The organism is Paraburkholderia sp. BR10872 (genome assembly GCF_040965835.1).
GTDB classification, from domain to species: domain Bacteria; phylum Pseudomonadota; class Gammaproteobacteria; order Burkholderiales; family Burkholderiaceae; genus Paraburkholderia; species Paraburkholderia nodosa_A.
The window spans coordinates 78,417-94,928 of record NZ_JBFRCN010000036.1 but is presented as its reverse complement, the minus strand read 5'-3'; the positions used below and the strand labels follow the sequence as shown (position 1 = coordinate 94,928).

Sequence of the window (16,512 nt, the reverse complement as noted above, 5' to 3'; positions counted from 1 at the left end):
GAGATAAGCATCGACCGCGGGCAACATGCCATGCGCTTCAGCGGGCGGCGCCTTGAGCAACGCGCGCACGCTGTCCTGGCGCGCCACGAGCGCGGGGACCATCTCGAAGCGTCCCAGCTCGCTTTTCAGGCTCGCCGCGTAAAGATCGAGCCGATGCTCGCCGACGTCGGCCAGCGCATCGATCGCACGGTTCCATGCGAACTCCACCGCGGCGGCGGCCGCACCGACAAACAGCACGGCCGCCGCCGCCCATCCCCACCATGGAATGCCCTTGTAACGCATCTGCACGTTCGCCCTCGTCGATTGGCTGCCGCCAGACGGCGGGTTCAGCGGATACCGCGCGCCGGATGCACCGGCGCCACGATCGCGAAGGCGCGTACGAGGGGCGCACAGCAGCGCGTCATGCGCCGAAATGCGCGAGCAGAATGAGCGTCACGGTCACGACGATGGCGCCGCCAATGCGCGTGGCGATCTGCGCGAACGGCATGAGCTGCATGCGGTTCGCGGCGGTGAGGATCGCCACGTCGCCGGTGCCGCCCTGGCCGCTGTGGCACGCGTTCACGATTGCGGTGTCGATAGGGTACATCTTCATCAGGCGGCCCACCACGAAGCCCGTGCCCATCAGCGTAACGACGGTCGCGGCGATCGTCACGACATTGACGAGCGTGAACGCGGCCATGAGCTTGTCCCACGGCGTCATCGCCACGCCGATCGCGAACAGCAGCGGGTAGGTGACCGCAGTCGAGAAGAACTTGTAGACCACGAACGCGCCTTCCTGCAGCGGCGGCGAAACCGCGCGCGCGAGCTTCACGAGCACGGCGAGGAACAGCATCGCCACCGGCGCGGGCAGGCCGAACAGCTTGTTCGCCATCAGGCCGATGAGGTACAGCGTGATCGCGGTGATGCCGGCAGCCGCGATGTGGCTCACGTCCACGTGGCCGCGAGCTTCGTCGTTCGACGACGCCAGTTCGTCGCTCGCGCCGACTTGCAGACGGCCGTTGCCGGTGAGATGCGGCATACGCTTGCCCAGCATGTCGAGCATGCCCGAGAGGATGATCGCCATGAGGCTGCCGAGCATCACGGGCGGCAAGACCTGCGCGAACAGGTCGCCTTGCGCGACGTGCATGATTTCCGAATAGCCCACGGAAAGCGGAATCGCGCCTTCGCCCACGCCGCCGGCCATGATCGGCACGACGATGTAGAGCAGCGTGTGCTTGACGCCGAGACCGAGCGCCGCGCCAACCGCGGTGCCCACGATGGTCGCCGCCACCGTGCCGGCCGCAAGCGGAATGAAGATCTTCAGGAAACCTTGAATCAGCACGCGCCGGTCCATGCTGAGAATGCTGCCGACGATGATCGAGGCGATGAAGAGATAGAGGAAGTTGGTCTGCTTCGTGAACTCGACCGTGAGGTGCTGCACGGGCGTGGGCAGCACGTGGTAGTACACGAGCGCCGAGGGCACGAAGGTCGCGAGAATCGCCGCCGCGCCGATATTGCGCAGCAGCGGCAGGCGCTTGCCGAGTTCGGCGCACGTGAAGCCGCAGAAAGCGAGCACGGCGATGGCCATCGAGATCTCGCCGGGCACCTTGCCGGTGACCGCGAAGCCCGCGATCAGCGCAAACAGGATCACGTAGATCGGCAGCGGAATGATGCCGATGCGAATTTCCATCAGCTTCCACCAGCCTTCGGGCCAGAAGCGGGTTTGCGTTGTTTGGGATGACTCGGGGACCGCCTGGTTGACCTGCGAGGCGGCGGATACGGATGCACTGTTCTGCACGGGATGTCTCCTTCGTTTTCGCGACCGGACTGCGTCGCATCTCCGGTGCTTGTTTAATGAGGGCTGCGGGCTATTAGGGATAGGCCGTCGGAGCTCTATAAAGCAGTAGCCGTGCCAGCGCGCATCGACGTCTGGAACAATCCGCAACACATTGATTTCTTTGCCACTTTCCGGAACGCCACTCGGCTCGAATCCGCCATCGATCCGAGATTTCAGAATCGGCTCGAGCCGGAGGCCGAAATCTCCGCCTGCCTCGACCCGACCGTTGAGTGTATGGCAAGAGTGAGTTTCAGAATTCGCTCTGGAACGGCGCCGATCGTTGGCAGAAGATGGATCACCGCAATGTGAGGAGTGAGCCATGAAGATCGTCTTGCCAGGATGCGCCGTCGTTTGCGCCGCGGCGCTATGGAGTGCCGGCGCGCTGGCCGCGCCGCCGGGTTCGGCTTACCAGACGCCTGTGCAGTTATCGAGCGGAAGGAATCTGCTTTGCAGCGTGAACGCATCACAGCCTGCCGGCGAAGCGGCCGCGCTCTCGCGTCGCGAGCAGGTGGAAGCCGATGTCCTCGCCACGCAGCCTTTGAGGCTCGTGAGCGGCCCGGAATCGCCTTACCCCTCTGCCTATACGGCGCCGAGCGTTGCCTGCGTGGACGAGGGTTGATGCCGCAGAAAGCACCGCGGGGCTCGATTCGCCTGACGAATCGAGCCCCGCGTGCTACGAAGTTGAGTGAGAAGACCGATCAGAAGCGCGTGCGCACGCCCGTCGTCACTTCGACCTGGTTGGTCGCACCGAAGGTCGTGCCCACCGTGTAGCCGCCGTGCAGCTTCATGTAGTCGCCTGCCAGATACACTTCGGTGCGCTTGGACAGGTGATAGAAGATCGAGCCGTAGAGCGTTTCCTTGAAGCCGTTGTGCAGCCCGCTCGTGGGATCGAATGCGCCGATGTTGGCGTTCGGAATATTGCCATCGACGTTATACGCGGCGTTGTGCGTGCGCATTTGCTGGTAGCCGAGTTCGTAGTCGAGCGCGCCCTTCGGCACGAGCTTGAACGAGACCGTCCACGCATTGTCCTGACGCTGGCCGAGCGCCCCCTGATTGCCCCAGTAGCGGAAGTAGCCCGCATTGGCGCGCACGATGCCGATCGTGTAGTTGCCGCCAACCGAGAACGCCTGGTTCGTGTTGCCGTCGCGGTTCACGTGGTTATAGAAGGTCGAGGCCGTCCACGTCGGGGCGTTGTAGCCGAGTGCGAACTGATAGTTCGCGTTATTGCCGAAGCTCGTCGAATTGCCGAAAGCGTAGCCCGCTGCCGCGTAAATACCGTTATCGAAGACCTTCTTCCACGCGAGGCCGTTTTCGTAACGGGTGCCCGTTGCGCTCGCCGCGTAGAAAATCATCTGCTTGAAGTTGTTCGCGTTGGTCCAGCCGCCCTCTTCCGTCGTGAGCTTCGCGTTGCCGTACGGGTCGCCGTAGATGGCCGCGGCGTCACGCGCGATGGTGTTCTGGAAGCCCGCCGTGAGCTTGCCGAAGCGCTCGTCTTCCACGCCGACCCAGGCGTCACGGTCGAAGATCTGGCCCGGGTCTTCCATCTGGCCATCGCTCGCGCGGTATTCGCTTTCGAGCCGGAAGATCACCTTTGTGCCGCCGCCGATGTCTTCGGCGCCCTTCAAGCCCCAGCGGCTGCCGCTGAACCACGGTTCACCGGCAATGCCCATGCCGATCACGTGGTTGCCGTTGGCATCCGCGTGCGATTGATAGGTGGGGACGCTCAGGTCGATGAGGCCGTAGAGTTGAACGCTCGATTGCGCGTGTGCGCCGCTCGCTGCGAGTGCGCCGAAGGTCGCGCCTACGGCAGCGACAGCAAGTTGTTTTCTCTTCAAGATCGTCTCCAGGGGTTGCTTCGTTGGAAGTTTTCATGGACCCGCTGCCATCACTCGCCGGTTTCGGCGAGCCGTGTGAATCAGCGGGTGAGACGAATAGTAGAGAGGTGAATCCTTCGCGATTCTTTCACGAACGATGGGTATTCCTAAGTAGATCCACTAATACCGTAAATAAAGCCGGCCTGCTCAGGCCGCCACCGCCTCTTTCACGCGAAGGATGTAGCCGAGGCCGCGCAGCGTGGTGATCTGCACGCTCGATTCCGCCAGATGCTTGCGCAGGCGATGGATGTAGATGTCGATCGCGTCCACGCTCGGTTCGTCGCTCAGGCTGCAGATGCGATCCAGCAGCGCCTGCTTAGGCACAGCCTTGCCCTGGCGCAGCATGAGTGCTTCGAGGATGGAGTGCTCGCGCCGGCGCAGGGTGAGCGGTGCATCCTTGTGGCGAAACTCGCGCGTGTCGCAAACGTACTGCAGGTCGCCGCAGGTCAGCCAGCCCGACTTCTCGCCAGTCTGCCGCCGTATCAGCGCCTTGATGCGCGCAACCAGTTCGCGGCTGTCGAACGGCTTGACCACGTAGTCGTCGGCGCCCGCGCCGAAACACGCCACCTTGTCGTCTATCGAGCCATGCGCGGTCAGCATGAGCACGGGCACGTTGTTGCGCCTGCGCCGCAAACGATTGAGCACGTCCTTGCCGCTCAGTCGCGGCAGGCGCATGTCGAGAAGCACGAGGTCATAGCTCTGCGTGAGCAGCACGGAGTCCGCGGCTTCTCCATCGGCCACGCAGTCCACCGTGAAATTCTCGGCGCGCAGCAGGTTGACGATCCAGTGCGCGAGTTCGGCGTTGTCTTCTACGAGCAGCAGCTTCATGGTCCTTCTTACCCTCCTCATCCGGGCCAGACGGGCAAACGCACCGTCGCGACCAGACCCACCCGCTCGGCCCCCGCGGCAACGCTCACCGAGCCGCCGTGCGAGCGCGCGACCTGATGCACGATGGCGAGACCGAGCCCCGTGCCGTCGGTATCCGCCGCGACGCGATAGAAGCGCTCGAACACGTGCGCACGGGCCTCGGCTGGAATGCCGGGGCCGTTGTCCACCACTTGCAGCATGACCTGCTCCCCTTCGCTGCGGCACACGGCCGTCACGCGGCCGCCCTTGTGCGTATAGCGAATGGCGTTGTCGATCAGGTTGGACACGAGCGAGGCCAGCAGGCCGGTGTTGCCCGCTACGTGCACGTCGTCGTCGAGTTCCGCGCCGAGATCGATGCCGCGCCGCTCCGCCGCCTGGACCATCTCTTCGAGCACGGAAGACACGACCTCGGTGAGATCGACGCGCGTCTGGCTCGGCGACGATTGCGTCATCGATTCCGCCTGTGCGAGCACGAGCAGTTGATTCGTCAACTCCGCCATTTTCTGGCTGGTGCGGCGCACACCTTTGAGTGCGTCGAAAAGCGCGGGATCGTTCGCGTCGCACTGACTCGCGAATTGCGTCTGCGTGGTGAGCAGCGTGAGCGGCGTGCGCAGCTGGTGCGCCGCGTCGGCGATGAACTGCCGCTGCATGGCGGCATGCACCTTGAGCCGCGCGATGCACTGGTTGATCGCCTCGACAATCGGCCTCAGTTCCGATGGCAGATGATCCGGGCGGATCGGCTCCAGTTGCACGGGCTCGCGGTCCGCGACGTCGTCCTTGAGCTTCATGAGCGGCCGCAGCTCGAGCGTAAGCCCGAGCGGCACGAGCAGCGCGACGAGCGCCAGCATGAACCACTGGCGTGCGAGTTGCGGCCTCCACAAGGCGTTGATCATCGCCTCGCGCGACGCGATCGTCTTGCCGACGATCACCATGACGCGTTCGGCCCGGCCCGAGTCGTAGAGCATGCGCTCGTAGGCCACGGCGCGAATCGGCAGTCCCGCATACGTGGTGTCGTAGAACACAGGCACCTCGGCGGTGTTCGCGCGCGGCAATGGCAAGTCCGGCGCGCCGCCCAGCAAGCGGCCATTGCCGACGAGCACCTTGTAGAACACATGATCCTGCCACGGCGATTCGAACAGTTCCAACGCCGCTGGCGGGATCGTCGCTCTGAGGGAGCCGTTGTCCCAGTCGACGTCTTCGATGATCGTGCGCGCCGAATCCAGCAGCGAGTGGTCCTGCACGAGATCCGCGGTCTGCCGCGCGGCATCGTACGACTCGCAACTCGTCACAACGACAAACGCGGCGAGCGGCACCAGCAGCCACAACAGCAACCGCCCACGCAGGCTATGCACCATGTCGCGCTCTCTCAGATACCGGACCGCCAGACGGCGAGCGCAGGACGGCAGCTCCGGACCTGCTTCATTTCGCGCTGACGAATTCGTTCGTGTAGGTGCCGGACAGATCCACGTGCTTGCCCTTCACCGAGGGATTGAAACTGGAGAGCACCTTCAGTACGGTCGCCGGACCGTCGGCGGGCATCTTGCCGTCTGCGGTGTACATCGGCAGCGAGGCCTTGAGTGCGCTCACATAAAGCGCCTTGTCCTTTTGATAGTCGGCGGGCATTTGCGCGGCGATTTCCTCGGCGCTGTGCGTGTGAATGAATTGCATGGTGCGCACGAACGCGTGCGCGAGCTTCACCGCCTGAGCCTTGTGCGACTGGGCCCATGCGTCCTGCACGTAAAGGCTTGCGGCGGGATAGGTGCCGCCGAGCGCGGCGCGCGTGCCTTCGACCGTGCGCATATCGACGAGCACCTTTGCATCGCCGGCTTTTTGCAGCGCCGAGACGGTCGGCTCGGTCGTCATGCCCGCGTCGATGCGCCCCTGCTTGATGGCCGCGATGAAGCTCGCGTCCGCGCCCACCGGCAACATGGTGTAGGCGCTGGAGGCGATGCCATGCTGGCTCGCCAGATACTGCGTGAGAAAACTGGTCGAGGACCCAAGGCCCGTCACACCGAGCGTCTTGCCTTTGACGTCGGCCATCGACTTGATCGTGCCCGCCGCTTTCGACGACACCAGTTCCACTTCGCCCGGCACCTGGCCGAACACGACGATCGCCTTGACGTCCTTACCCTTGGTCTGCAGGTCGATAGTGTGATCGTAGAAGCCGACCACGGCCTGCACCGCGCCTGCGAGCAGTTCGTTCTCCGCATCCACGCCCGCGGGTTGCGAAAGCAACTCGACGTTCAGCCCTTCGTCGCGGAAATAGCCCAGTTGTTCGGTGAGGCGCGCGGGCAGGTAAATGAGCTTCGTGATACCGCCGACCATGATGGTGATCTTCTCGCCGGCATCGTCGGCGGCATGCGCGCCTTGAAGCGCCATGGCAAACAGCAGGCCACCAGCGAGTGCGACTCGACGCAGCGCGCCAAAACTCAATTGCATTGATTGTCTCCGTCGGGATAGGCCGGTGGCGCGATGCTCGCCACTTCGATCGTTTCGGGGATTCTAGTGATTCAAACCCTTCCCGAAGCTTTCGCGGGTCACGCGGATTTATACGGGATTTCCATGAGCGATGGTGTTATTTATGCTTTTAATTATTCTGAATAAAAATGGCTTTTATTCAGAATAACGACTGCGGTGCAGTCAATTCAAACAGGATTACTGATCGATTTGGTGCAAAGCCGAGAGACCCGGTTCGAGAGTCTCTGCCAAGGGAAATACCGCCCGGGGTTATTGCGGCAGTGCGCCCTTCATGACGCGCACCACGTCGCGGGGCTCAGTTCCTGGCCTGCCGACCAGCGAGTCGTCACAGAACGCGCTGGACGGCCCGGGCGGAATCTGTGATGTCCTGCCCGAAACCGGCGACCGTGTTGCAGCCCGCCAAAGCGGTCAAAGCGCCGATCATCGATACCGCCGCCAGAATCCGTCCGATCATGTTCAACTTCCCCTAAGCTCGATTTTTGATTGTTGCGCGGGCGGCCGCTCATAGCCATTCGCCCGCGGAGTCCAGCCCGATTTGAGTCGGCCGGAATTTCGTATTCTGCCTGTGCCGGGTCTTTGCGTGCAAATTGGCAGCGGATGCGGTCACGCGCGGGGGCATTGCGCCGCCCGCGCAATCCGGCAGTTGCTTGAATGCGGCGTTCCTTCTCGAGCAAGGCGCCAACGCCAGTTATTCGCTTTGGGCAGCCGTATGGCGCGATGACGAATCTGATCGAAGCGGGAGCCGATCCGTCCATCGCCGACCCGCAAGGCCGCGATAGCATGGCGATCGCGCGCGAACGCAAGCTGCCGGCGGGTATCATTGAAAAGCTCGAGTCGCTGCAGCGCAAACTGCCTGGGCGTCGCCATTGATCCGCCAGCTTCCAGTCATTTCGACGCCTGCGACGCGTAACACAACCACGTAACACAACCACGCAACACAACGGGCCCTCTCGTCAATGCGCATTTTCGGAATCAGCCTTTACGTCATCATCGCGCTGCTTTTTGCAGTACACGCGATCCGCAACCAGCAGAACATGTACTGGCTGCTGATCCTGTTTCTTTTCCCCGGGCTTGGCAGCCTCGTCTACTTCTTCGTCATTTATCTGCCGAGCCTGCGCCAGTCGCGCGGGGCGAGGGCAACAGGCCGGGCCATCTCGCAACTGGTCGACCCCAACCGCGCCGTGCGCGAAGCGCGCAACGATTTCGACCGCGCGCCGACCGTCGCGCACCGTATGCGCCTGGGCGCTGCGCTGCTCGACGCGGGCAACGCCGTCGAAGCGCTGGAGCACTACCAGGCGGCGGCCACCGGGCCGTTCGCATCCGATCCCGCGTTGCTCGAAGGTCTCGCACGCGCGCAGTTTGCCAATGGCAATACCGCAGCCACGCAGGAGACGCTGGAAAAGCTGTTCGCCCTCCAGCCTGTCGCCCGCCAGCAGCCGGATCCCTCCTTGTTGTATGCACGGGCGCTCGCCGCGAATGGCGCAGCGGGCACCCGCGCCGCGTTCGAAGCCGCGCTCTCGTGCGCGAGCGACGCCGCTCCGCGTTGTCTCTTCGCCGACTGGCTGGCAAAGCAGCCCGGTGACGCCGATCGCCAGCGCTCGCGCGAGCTTTACGCCGAGATCGTGCACGACGCGAAGCACTGGCCGCGTCACGCCCGCGAACACAATGGCGAGTGGCTGCAACGGGCTCAGGCCGCGTTGAGCCGATAGCGTGCCGAGCAGCGCCGCGGTGTCATGGTGTGCGCCGGTCATCGCGCCTGGAATCGATATGACATGACCTGCCGGATGCGTTCAGTCCGGCGTGTGCGCGTCCATGCGCGCGCACATGCGCCGGTAGGCGGCCGGCGTCATGCGGTACGCGCGGCGAAACCAGCGGCCGAGATGGCTCTGGTCGGCGAAACCCACTTCAGCCGCGACCCGCGCCGGCGTGTGGCCCGCCGCCAGCAGCCTGCGCGCGGCACGCAGGCGCAAGCGCACCAGGTACGCATGGGGCGACGTGCCGAATTCGCGCTGGAACAGGCGCGTCAGACGAAACCGGTCGATGCCCGAGCTATCGACGAGTTCGTCGAGCCCGATGTTCGCGCTCATGTGTTCGTGCAGCAGGTCGCGCACACGGGCAAGGGCGGGCGAAGCGGGGCGCGCCGCTGCGGTCGTATCGAGCAGATGGCCGCCCAGGCGCTCCAGCAAGCAGTCGAGCGCCTCGTCGCGCGCGAGCCGGCCTTCCTCGCCGTATAGCGCAAGAAACGCCCGGCGGATCGACTCGGTCAGGCGCGGGTCGTCAACGAGCGTCTGGCCGAAAGCGGCCGCCACGCCGCCCAGGCCCGCAATGTTCAGCCTGCGCGCCGCACGCTCGACCCACGGCTGCGGCAGGTACAGCATCGCGTAGGTGAAGCCGCCCGGTTCGGGCGCGTGGCCGTCGTGCAGCGCGCCCGGTTCGATCAGGATCGCGCGGCCCGGCACGCTCGTATGCAGCGACCGGTGACACTGAAAGCGCTGCACCCCCTGCTCCGTATAGCCGATCAGCATGTCGTCGTGATCGTGGGGGTCGTAGGCATGGCCCCTGAAATGCGCGCGCAGGCTCTCGATGCCCGTCTGCGCATCGCGCCGCGCGACGAGCCAGTGATCGTTCCGGCCCTCAGTCACCGTGGCGTTCGTCATGGCAAGCCTGGCTCCTCGTTTCCGATTCCTTTCCCAAGGGGACGAGTGTACGCCGGCCATGCGCGGAGGACAGAACGTGGCCTCGTCGGCGTGATCGGCGCCGGCTCTCGATCATCGGGTTCAATCGTCGAACTCGCCGGCCTGCAGCGCTTCGTCGAAATCCGTGATCCACGGGGCGAAGTGATCGGTGTCGTAGGTGGCCGTCTTGCCGTTGGCGATCCGTGTGACGGATACCTGGCGAATCGCCGCGCGCTCACCGCCGGCAGCGGTTTTCTCGTTGTCCGCGATCCGGAACTCGCCCAGGTCGAGCCCCCGGCTCGCGAGCACAGCCTTGACGTCTTCCTGCTCATCCCAGGAAAACTCGGCGAAGTCGTGGGCTGTCATGTTCGTCTCCTCCAGGGCGTCACCACGGGCTGCACGGCGCGACGGGCAATCCCTCGGCCTTCCAGCGCAACATGCCGCCAGCGAGATTGGCCACCTTGCCGAAGCCCGCCTTGGTCAGCAATACGCTTGCCTGCGCGGAGCGCACGCCGGAGCGGCACACGGCCACGACCGGCCGATCGCGATCGAGCTCGTCGATGCGCGACATCAGTTGCGAGAGCGGCACGAGTTTCGCGTCGGGCAGATGGCCGAGATGGTCGATGAACTCGGGCGCCTCGCGCACGTCGACGATCTGCAGCGCCGCCGCATGCTCCAGCAGCGCCATGGGCTCGATTTCCCATACGCCGCTGAAGCGCAGCGTGAGCGGCGCCCAGTCGGGCGTTTCCTGGATCGGCGCGTCGCCTTCCGGCTTGCCGCAGCGCAGGTTGGCGGGCACCGCGACGGCCATCTGCTTGGGGTGCGGCAAATTCAGGTTGTGCATGTAGCCCGCGAAGTCGCCGAGATCGACGTCGCCGCCCAGGCGCGGATTGAAGCGCCTCTCCTCCGCCACGCTCGTGACCGTGATGCCGCGATAGTCGTGCGCCGGGTAGAGCAGGCAGTCGTCGGGCAGCGTGAGAATCTGCTCGCGCACGGAAGTAAACAGCTGCTCCGCGCTCCCGCCCTGAAAATCGGTGCGGCCGCAGCCGCGTATCAGCAGGCTGTCGCCGGTAAAGGCCATGCTCGCGTCGTCGAGGACGTAGGTCAGACAGCCGCTGGTGTGACCAGGCGTGGCGCGCACTTCCAGATACCGTTTGCCGAAGGCGATGCGATCGCCGTGCCGCAGCGGACGGTTCACGCCCTCGGCGCCCACCGCGTCGGCGAGCGCGATCTGGCTCCCGCTGCGCTCGCGCAAACGCCACGCGCCCGTGACATGATCGGCGTGCACATGGGTATCGAGCGTCGCCTGCAGGCGCAAGCCCAGCTCCCGCAGCAGCGCGAGGTCGCGCGGCACCTGCTCGTAGACCGGGTCGATCAGCAGCGCCTCGCCGCTTTCGGGGTCGCCGAGCAGGTAGGTATAGGTAGACGATACGGGGTCGAAAAGCTGGCGAAATATCATCGCGGCTCTCTGCGAAAACAAACGCGTGGTTCGCTTTCCAGTATGCCGCATCCGGTTTCGGCCCGGCGGCTCCACGTGCGCGATCTACCCGCGTTTGTCCGGCAGAGAACCAAAGAGCCGCAAGGTCGCTCGCCGCGATGCGGCTCATCGATTGCCATTGCCCGGCTCACCCCTGTGCTTCGGGGCGAGCCGTGGGAAGTGACGTGCATTGTTGGCGATCAGTTACCCGTGCGCAACGTCCAGACCGTTGCCGCATTGGTAGTGTCGTCGACGGCGGCGAACTGCGAGTGGTGCTGGCTGTCCATGCCAAATGCGAGCCCGAACGCGGAACCCGTCGTGGGATCGACCGACATCTGCGCGACGAACTGGCCGTCCACGGTGAATTCGACGATCTCGCTGGGCTGTTGCGCGTCGGCGTTCACGGCGTCGCCATTGGCCGTGACGAGATGCCCGTTGGGCGCGAGCGCAAGGGCAAGCGGTCCGTGCAGGTGGGTATTGTCCTGATAGATCAGCCGCCCCACTCCGCCGCTATGATTCGCACCCGCCGCGCCGTAGACGGCGAATACCGCGTTGTCGCCTGTCGAAGCGACGTAGAGCACGTCGTGCTGGCCATCATAGGCGAGGCCCGTCGGGCCGACGACCAGCGCAGCCGGATCGGTGCGATGCATGTAGCCCGAAGCGACGATGGTCGAGGAGGGCAACTCCTTCACGCCGTCCTCGCCGATCGCAAGGTCTATCCGGGCGACGGTGCCGTCGAGCACGTCCGAGACGAAGACCTTCACGATTTGGCCGCCGTCGAGCACGGTGAGGTCCCAGGGGCCGTCGAGCAGCCGCGCATCTTTCAGTTCCTTGACGAGCCGGCCCTGCGGATTGATGACGAGAAGCGAGCCCGGCGCGATGACGTCCTTGCCGTTCGAGGTCGGCACGTTGCCCACCAGTACGAAGCCGCTTCGCAGCACGGCGAGCGCCGTCGTGAGACCAAGGTTGGCGCCCTGGAAGAACGTCACTGGCGGGCTATTCGGAACGAGCTTCACGATCGTCGTGCCGGTGCCTTGCAGATTCGATTTCGCGTTGAAGTTGGACACCACCACGTCACCGGGCTTGAGCGTACTCCATGAGGGCACGCCGAACGGTACGAATGCGATGCCGTACGGATTGACGTCGCCATTGGACGGCACGGTCGATGAAGTCGCAAAGGCCGGCGGCAGGATCGCCTGCAGGCCGTCGGCGCGCACGGTCCCAAGCGTCAGGGCGAAGAGCCCGGCGCCCAATGCGAGATGACGCAGTCGCGGCACGAACGCCGCCCGGTTCCGGCCGAAGTATGAACGACATGCAGACAACGAGCGGGAAGCTTTCATCTGACACCTCCTTCTCGCGGGGACGGTCCGGACGCCAGGACGACTCGCGCGGCCAGTGAACGCACCATGCTTCGCGCGCCCCGCGTTTTGCGTAAACGATCCAGCGGCGAGGCTATTCCGCTAGTCGCGCTTCAACGCTTTGCCATTCCGATTTTCGCTTTTGGCGAAACCGCAGGCGCCGAAAGCTGCTCCACCAGAAAATCCACGAACGCCCGCACCCGCGACGTCAAATAACGTGCATGCGGATACAGCAGGATGAACGGCCGGGTACGCCCTCCCTCCTCTCGCAGCACTTCCACGAGCCGGCCTTCGCGCAGGTCGTCGGCGACGACGAAGCGATACGTCTGGAACAGCCCCGCTCCCGCGCGCGCGAGCGTTACGCCGGCGAGCGCGTCGCCCGACGTTCCGTAACTTCCGCTCGTGATCACGTCGCCATCTTCATTGACATTGCCGTCGAACGTCCAGGCAAGATGGCGCCCACTACTTGGCAGTTCGAACTGTATGCATTCGTGCGACTGCAGATCCGCCACGGTCTTGGGCACGCCCGCGCGCTTCAGATAGGCGGGCGTGGCCACCACCACCATCTCCGCGTCTTCCAGCTTGCGCGCCACCAGGTTGGAATCGGCGGGCGCGCGCCCGCGGATCGCCAGGTCGAAGCCTTCGTCGGCGAAGTCGATGTTGCGGTTGCTCAGATGCGTGTCGACCTGCACCTCCGGATAGCGCTCGCGAAACGCCGGCAAGAGCGGCAGCACGCGATAGTGCCCGTAGGGCGTGGGCATGCTGATGCGCAGCACGCCAGCCGGCGTGGTCTGTTCGCCTGTGACTTCGCGCTCCGCGTCCACGAGTTGCGAGAGCGCCTGGCGGCACTGCTCGAAGTAGCGCCGCCCCGCATCGGTCAGGCGAATCTGGCGCGTCGTGCGCACGAACAGGCGCACGCCGAGCCGCTCTTCGAGCCGCGCCACGGACCGGCTCACCGCGGCGGGCGTGACGCTCGCCGCATTGGCCGCCAGCGTGAAGCTGCCCAGCTCCGCCGCCTGGCAGAACAGTTCGATGCTGCCCAGCAGCAGATCGTCGAATTTGCGTTGCATGCCCTTTTCTCCTGATGGCTCCAGCTCGCGCCAGATGCTTTAGTTCTATTCTGATGCGTCCAACATGAGGCGAATACGCATCGCCACTCGAGGAGAACATGGTGTCCGTCGAACAAAAACTTGCCGATCTCGGTCTCGCTCTGGCCGCCGCGCCGCAACCGCTCGGCAACTACAAGGCCAGAAGGCTTTCTCGAGCAGCCTGCCGTGCTCGACGCCGCATCGGATCTTTTCGCCGCCGTGCTCGGCGAGAAGGCCGGGCACGCGCGCTCCGCGTTCTCGCATGCGCGACTGCCCCTCGATCTGCCCGTCGAACTCGTGGTGATCGCGCAGATTCTGCCTGCCTGCAGCCGTCTTTGCCGCCGCCTAAAGGAACATCGGCACGCGCATCCATCGCGCGTGCCGATGTTCCCGTTTGCGTCGATCAAATGCCGCTCAAGCCCATACCGACTGCAGCCGTGCGATGCTCTCGCGCGTCTCGCGCTCCAGTTGCGCCACCAGCTCCGCCGCCGGCAACGCGCGCGCGAGCGGCGCGGCCTGGCCCGCCCACTGCGCCCCGTAGCCGAATTCACCCCTGGCCTTCGCAGCCGCGATCAGCGCCTTGCCCGCGTCGTACGTAATCGGATAAGACGGAACGCGCGGCGCCTTCGGATCCTCGCCAAGCGCGGTGAAGCGATTGACGATGCTGCGCGCAAGGCGCCCCGAGATTGCCGAGGTGAACGTCGTATGGCGCGCGGGGTCGCCGAGCAAGGCGGCGCGATAGCCTTCGTCGGCCGCGCTCTCCGGGCAGGCCACGAACGCCGTGCCCAGTTGCGCCGCCTGCGCGCCCAGCGCGAGCGCGGCCGCGATGCCTGCGCCGTCCATGATGCCGCCCGCCGCGATCACGGGCACGTCGAATTCGCTCACCAGCAGGCGCGTGAGCGCGAACGTGCCGAGGCCGTCGTCGCGGGCGTTCTGATCGAACACGCCGCGATGGCCGCCCGCCTCCACACCCTGCGCGACGATCGCATCCACGCCCGCCTCCACCGCTGCGGCCGCTTCGTCGAGATTCGTTGCGCTCGCAAACAACCGGACGCCCGCGTGCTTGAGCTCGGCGATCACCGCATCGGGCGGCAGGCCGAAATGGAAGCTCACCACGGCCGGCTTCTCTTCCAGCAGCATGGACTGCATGGCCTTGTCGACGACGAAGCTCATGTAGATCTCCGAGAGCGAGGCAGGCGGCTTCGCGCCGTATTGCTCGAACACCGGCGCGAGCCAGTCGAGCCACGCGCGCTCCACGGCCGCGTCGGGCGTGGCCGGGCGATGGCAGAACACGTTGACGTTGAACGGCTTCGCCGTCAGCTCGCGCGTCTGGTGGATCGCGCGACGCGCGTTCTCCGCGTTCATCGCGGCCACGCCCAGCGAACCGAGCGCGCCCGCATTCGACACGGCGGCGGCCAGCGCCGGCGTGGTAGTGCCCGCCATGGGCGCCTGGATGATCGGCTTCTGAATGCCGAGCGAGCGCAGCAACGCCCGCTGGTCCACTTGAGTGCTCATGTTGCGTTCCCTCCGGATCCGTTCCCGTTTCAAGCGTGAGCGCGGCGCTGGGCCCAGTGCGCGAGTCCGCCGCATGCGACCAGCAGCGCGCCGGTCGCGAAGAACACGGCGTGCAGACCGAAGTGAACGCCGACCACGCCGCCGATCACCGGCCCCACCACCTGGCCGCTGAATTGCGCCGACTGCAAATAGCCGAGCATGCGGCCCGTTTTGCTTTCGTCTACCGACTGCCGCGCGAGCTTGCCGATGGAAGGCAAGAGCCCCGCGAGCGTCATGCCCATCACCACGCGCAGGCCCGCGAGCTGCCACCAGTGTGTGACGAACGCTTGCGGCACCATCGCGAGCCCGGTGAGCACGAGGCAGGCGACGATCACGCGCCAGCTCCCGAAGCGGTCGGCCAGTGCGCCGAGGCGCGCCGCCGTGAGCATGCTGCCAAGCGCCGAGCATGCCATGACCACGCCCGCCACGCGCGCGAGATGCGCCGCGCCCACGCCCAGACTGCCGATATACACCGTGATGACGGGCTCGATCGACATGTTGGCGAGCAGCACCATCATCGCGGTCACGAGCAGCGCGGCCACCACCGAATAGTCGGGGCGGCGCGCACCGCTGCCCGAACCGGCCGCCGCGTTGCTTGCGTGCGGTTTCGCGTCGCTTTCGGGATGAAACTCTTCCTTCACGACAAAGATGGTCAGGAGCGCCGCCACGGCGATCATCGCGCCGCCGGCGAAAAAAGTGCCGCGAATGCCGATCCAGCCGGGCAGCACGCCGCCCACCAGCGGCCCGACGAGATTGCCCGCGAGCGCGCCCGTGGAAAGAATGCCGAGCGCCCAGCCCGCGCGCTCGCGCGGCGCCTGGGTGCCGACCATCACCGTGGAAGCCGACGCGTAGCCACCTACGAGGCCGGCGATCAGACGCAGCGCGACGAGCTCGTACACATTGTGCGCCACGCCGATCAACGACATCACCACGGCCATGCCGATGGCCGCGCGCACGAGCATGGGCTTGCGGCCATAGCGGTCGGCAAGGCGGCCCCAGATCGGGGCGGTGAGCGCCGTGCCGAGGAAGGTCGCGCCGAATGCCACGCCCGACCACTGGATCACGGCGGACTGCGAGCTCACGCCGAGCTGCCGAACGTAGAGCGGCAGGAATGGCAGCAGCATGCTGAGGCTCACGAGCGTCGTGAACGAGCCGATCACGCACACGACGAGATTGCGCCGCCAGTACTGCGCATTGCGCTCCGAGTAGCCGCGCGGTTGCGGCTTTGACTGCCGCAGCGCAGCCGCGGGCGAGGAAACAGTGGTATTCACTTGGCCCTCAACGCAGAGAAGAGATCGACGAAGAGCGCGAGCCCGAACGCCGCA

16 protein-coding genes and 1 pseudogene are annotated in these 16,512 nt (G+C 65.4%); 3 read left to right on the top strand and 14 right to left on the bottom strand.

Annotated features, from left to right (window positions below):
- A pseudogene (locus tag AB4Y43_RS25725) lies at positions 1 to 282 on the bottom strand (sensor histidine kinase); the annotation flags it as partial.
- 118 nt (positions 283 to 400) lie between these two features.
- Positions 401 to 1,777 (bottom strand): 2-hydroxycarboxylate transporter family protein, encoded by a 1,377-nt coding sequence (locus AB4Y43_RS25720; RefSeq protein ID WP_069266951.1) that lies wholly within the window; start codon positions 1,775 to 1,777, stop codon positions 401 to 403.
- 358 nt (positions 1,778 to 2,135) lie between these two features.
- On the opposite strand from AB4Y43_RS25720, the gene AB4Y43_RS25715 reads away from it, so the two are divergent.
- Positions 2,136 to 2,435, top strand: a complete 300-nt coding sequence (locus AB4Y43_RS25715; RefSeq protein WP_368729067.1) for a hypothetical protein — start codon at positions 2,136 to 2,138, stop codon at positions 2,433 to 2,435.
- 79 nt (positions 2,436 to 2,514) lie between these two features.
- Here AB4Y43_RS25715 and AB4Y43_RS25710 read toward each other — a convergent pair whose 3' ends face one another.
- The 5 genes from AB4Y43_RS25710 to AB4Y43_RS25690 form a co-directional block, all read right to left on the bottom strand.
- On the bottom strand, positions 2,515 to 3,654 hold the full coding sequence (locus AB4Y43_RS25710) for a porin (RefSeq protein WP_256094921.1): 1,140 nt from the start codon (positions 3,652 to 3,654) through the stop codon (positions 2,515 to 2,517).
- A gap of 183 nt (positions 3,655 to 3,837) precedes the next feature.
- Positions 3,838 to 4,518, bottom strand: coding sequence for a response regulator (locus tag AB4Y43_RS25705; RefSeq protein ID WP_069266954.1), 681 nt, complete (start codon positions 4,516 to 4,518; stop codon positions 3,838 to 3,840).
- A gap of 17 nt (positions 4,519 to 4,535) precedes the next feature.
- On the bottom strand, positions 4,536 to 5,912 hold the full coding sequence (locus AB4Y43_RS25700; protein WP_368729066.1) for a sensor histidine kinase N-terminal domain-containing protein: 1,377 nt from the start codon (positions 5,910 to 5,912) through the stop codon (positions 4,536 to 4,538).
- 64 nt (positions 5,913 to 5,976) lie between these two features.
- Positions 5,977 to 6,996, bottom strand: coding sequence for an ABC transporter substrate-binding protein (locus AB4Y43_RS25695; protein WP_069266956.1), 1,020 nt, complete (start codon positions 6,994 to 6,996; stop codon positions 5,977 to 5,979).
- 364 nt (positions 6,997 to 7,360) lie between these two features.
- Positions 7,361 to 7,489, bottom strand: a complete 129-nt coding sequence (locus tag AB4Y43_RS25690) for a hypothetical protein (protein ID WP_342949443.1) — start codon at positions 7,487 to 7,489, stop codon at positions 7,361 to 7,363.
- A 263-nt stretch (positions 7,490 to 7,752) separates the two neighbouring features.
- On the opposite strand from AB4Y43_RS25690, the gene AB4Y43_RS25685 reads away from it, so the two are divergent.
- Together AB4Y43_RS25685 and AB4Y43_RS25680 are read left to right on the top strand one after the other, a co-directional pair.
- Complete coding sequence (locus tag AB4Y43_RS25685; RefSeq protein ID WP_342949442.1) at positions 7,753 to 7,905, top strand: hypothetical protein; 153 nt, start codon at positions 7,753 to 7,755, stop codon at positions 7,903 to 7,905.
- A gap of 86 nt (positions 7,906 to 7,991) precedes the next feature.
- Positions 7,992 to 8,744, top strand: coding sequence for a hypothetical protein (locus tag AB4Y43_RS25680; RefSeq protein WP_342949441.1), 753 nt, complete (start codon positions 7,992 to 7,994; stop codon positions 8,742 to 8,744).
- 81 nt (positions 8,745 to 8,825) lie between these two features.
- Here AB4Y43_RS25680 and AB4Y43_RS25675 read toward each other — a convergent pair whose 3' ends face one another.
- The 7 genes from AB4Y43_RS25675 to AB4Y43_RS25645 all read right to left on the bottom strand — a co-directional run bounded on the left by AB4Y43_RS25675 (position 8,826) and on the right by AB4Y43_RS25645 (position 16,458).
- Complete coding sequence (locus AB4Y43_RS25675; protein ID WP_368729065.1) at positions 8,826 to 9,692, bottom strand: AraC family ligand binding domain-containing protein; 867 nt, start codon at positions 9,690 to 9,692, stop codon at positions 8,826 to 8,828.
- Positions 9,693 to 9,812: 120 nt separating this feature from the next.
- Positions 9,813 to 10,076, bottom strand: coding sequence for a hypothetical protein (locus tag AB4Y43_RS25670; protein WP_368729064.1), 264 nt, complete (start codon positions 10,074 to 10,076; stop codon positions 9,813 to 9,815).
- 19 nt (positions 10,077 to 10,095) lie between these two features.
- A complete protein-coding gene (locus AB4Y43_RS25665; protein ID WP_368729063.1) occupies positions 10,096 to 11,169 on the bottom strand; it encodes an MBL fold metallo-hydrolase in 1,074 nt (357 codons plus the stop codon).
- Between the two features lie 218 nt (positions 11,170 to 11,387).
- Positions 11,388 to 12,527: a hypothetical protein gene (locus AB4Y43_RS25660; RefSeq protein ID WP_368729062.1), complete on the bottom strand. Its 1,140-nt coding sequence runs from the start codon at positions 12,525 to 12,527 to the stop codon at positions 11,388 to 11,390.
- 131 nt (positions 12,528 to 12,658) lie between these two features.
- The gene (locus AB4Y43_RS25655) at positions 12,659 to 13,615 is read right to left on the bottom strand and encodes a LysR substrate-binding domain-containing protein (RefSeq protein WP_368729061.1); all 957 of its coding nucleotides are present in this window, start codon (positions 13,613 to 13,615) and stop codon (positions 12,659 to 12,661) included.
- Positions 13,616 to 14,047: 432 nt separating this feature from the next.
- Positions 14,048 to 15,148 carry an NAD(P)H-dependent flavin oxidoreductase gene (locus AB4Y43_RS25650; protein ID WP_368729060.1) on the bottom strand — a complete coding sequence of 367 codons (1,101 nt, stop codon included), beginning with the start codon at positions 15,146 to 15,148 and terminating at the stop codon, positions 14,048 to 14,050.
- Positions 15,149 to 15,177: 29 nt separating this feature from the next.
- Positions 15,178 to 16,458 carry an MFS transporter gene (locus AB4Y43_RS25645; RefSeq protein WP_368729059.1) on the bottom strand — a complete coding sequence of 427 codons (1,281 nt, stop codon included), beginning with the start codon at positions 16,456 to 16,458 and terminating at the stop codon, positions 15,178 to 15,180.
- Positions 16,459 to 16,512: the final 54 nt, after the last annotated feature.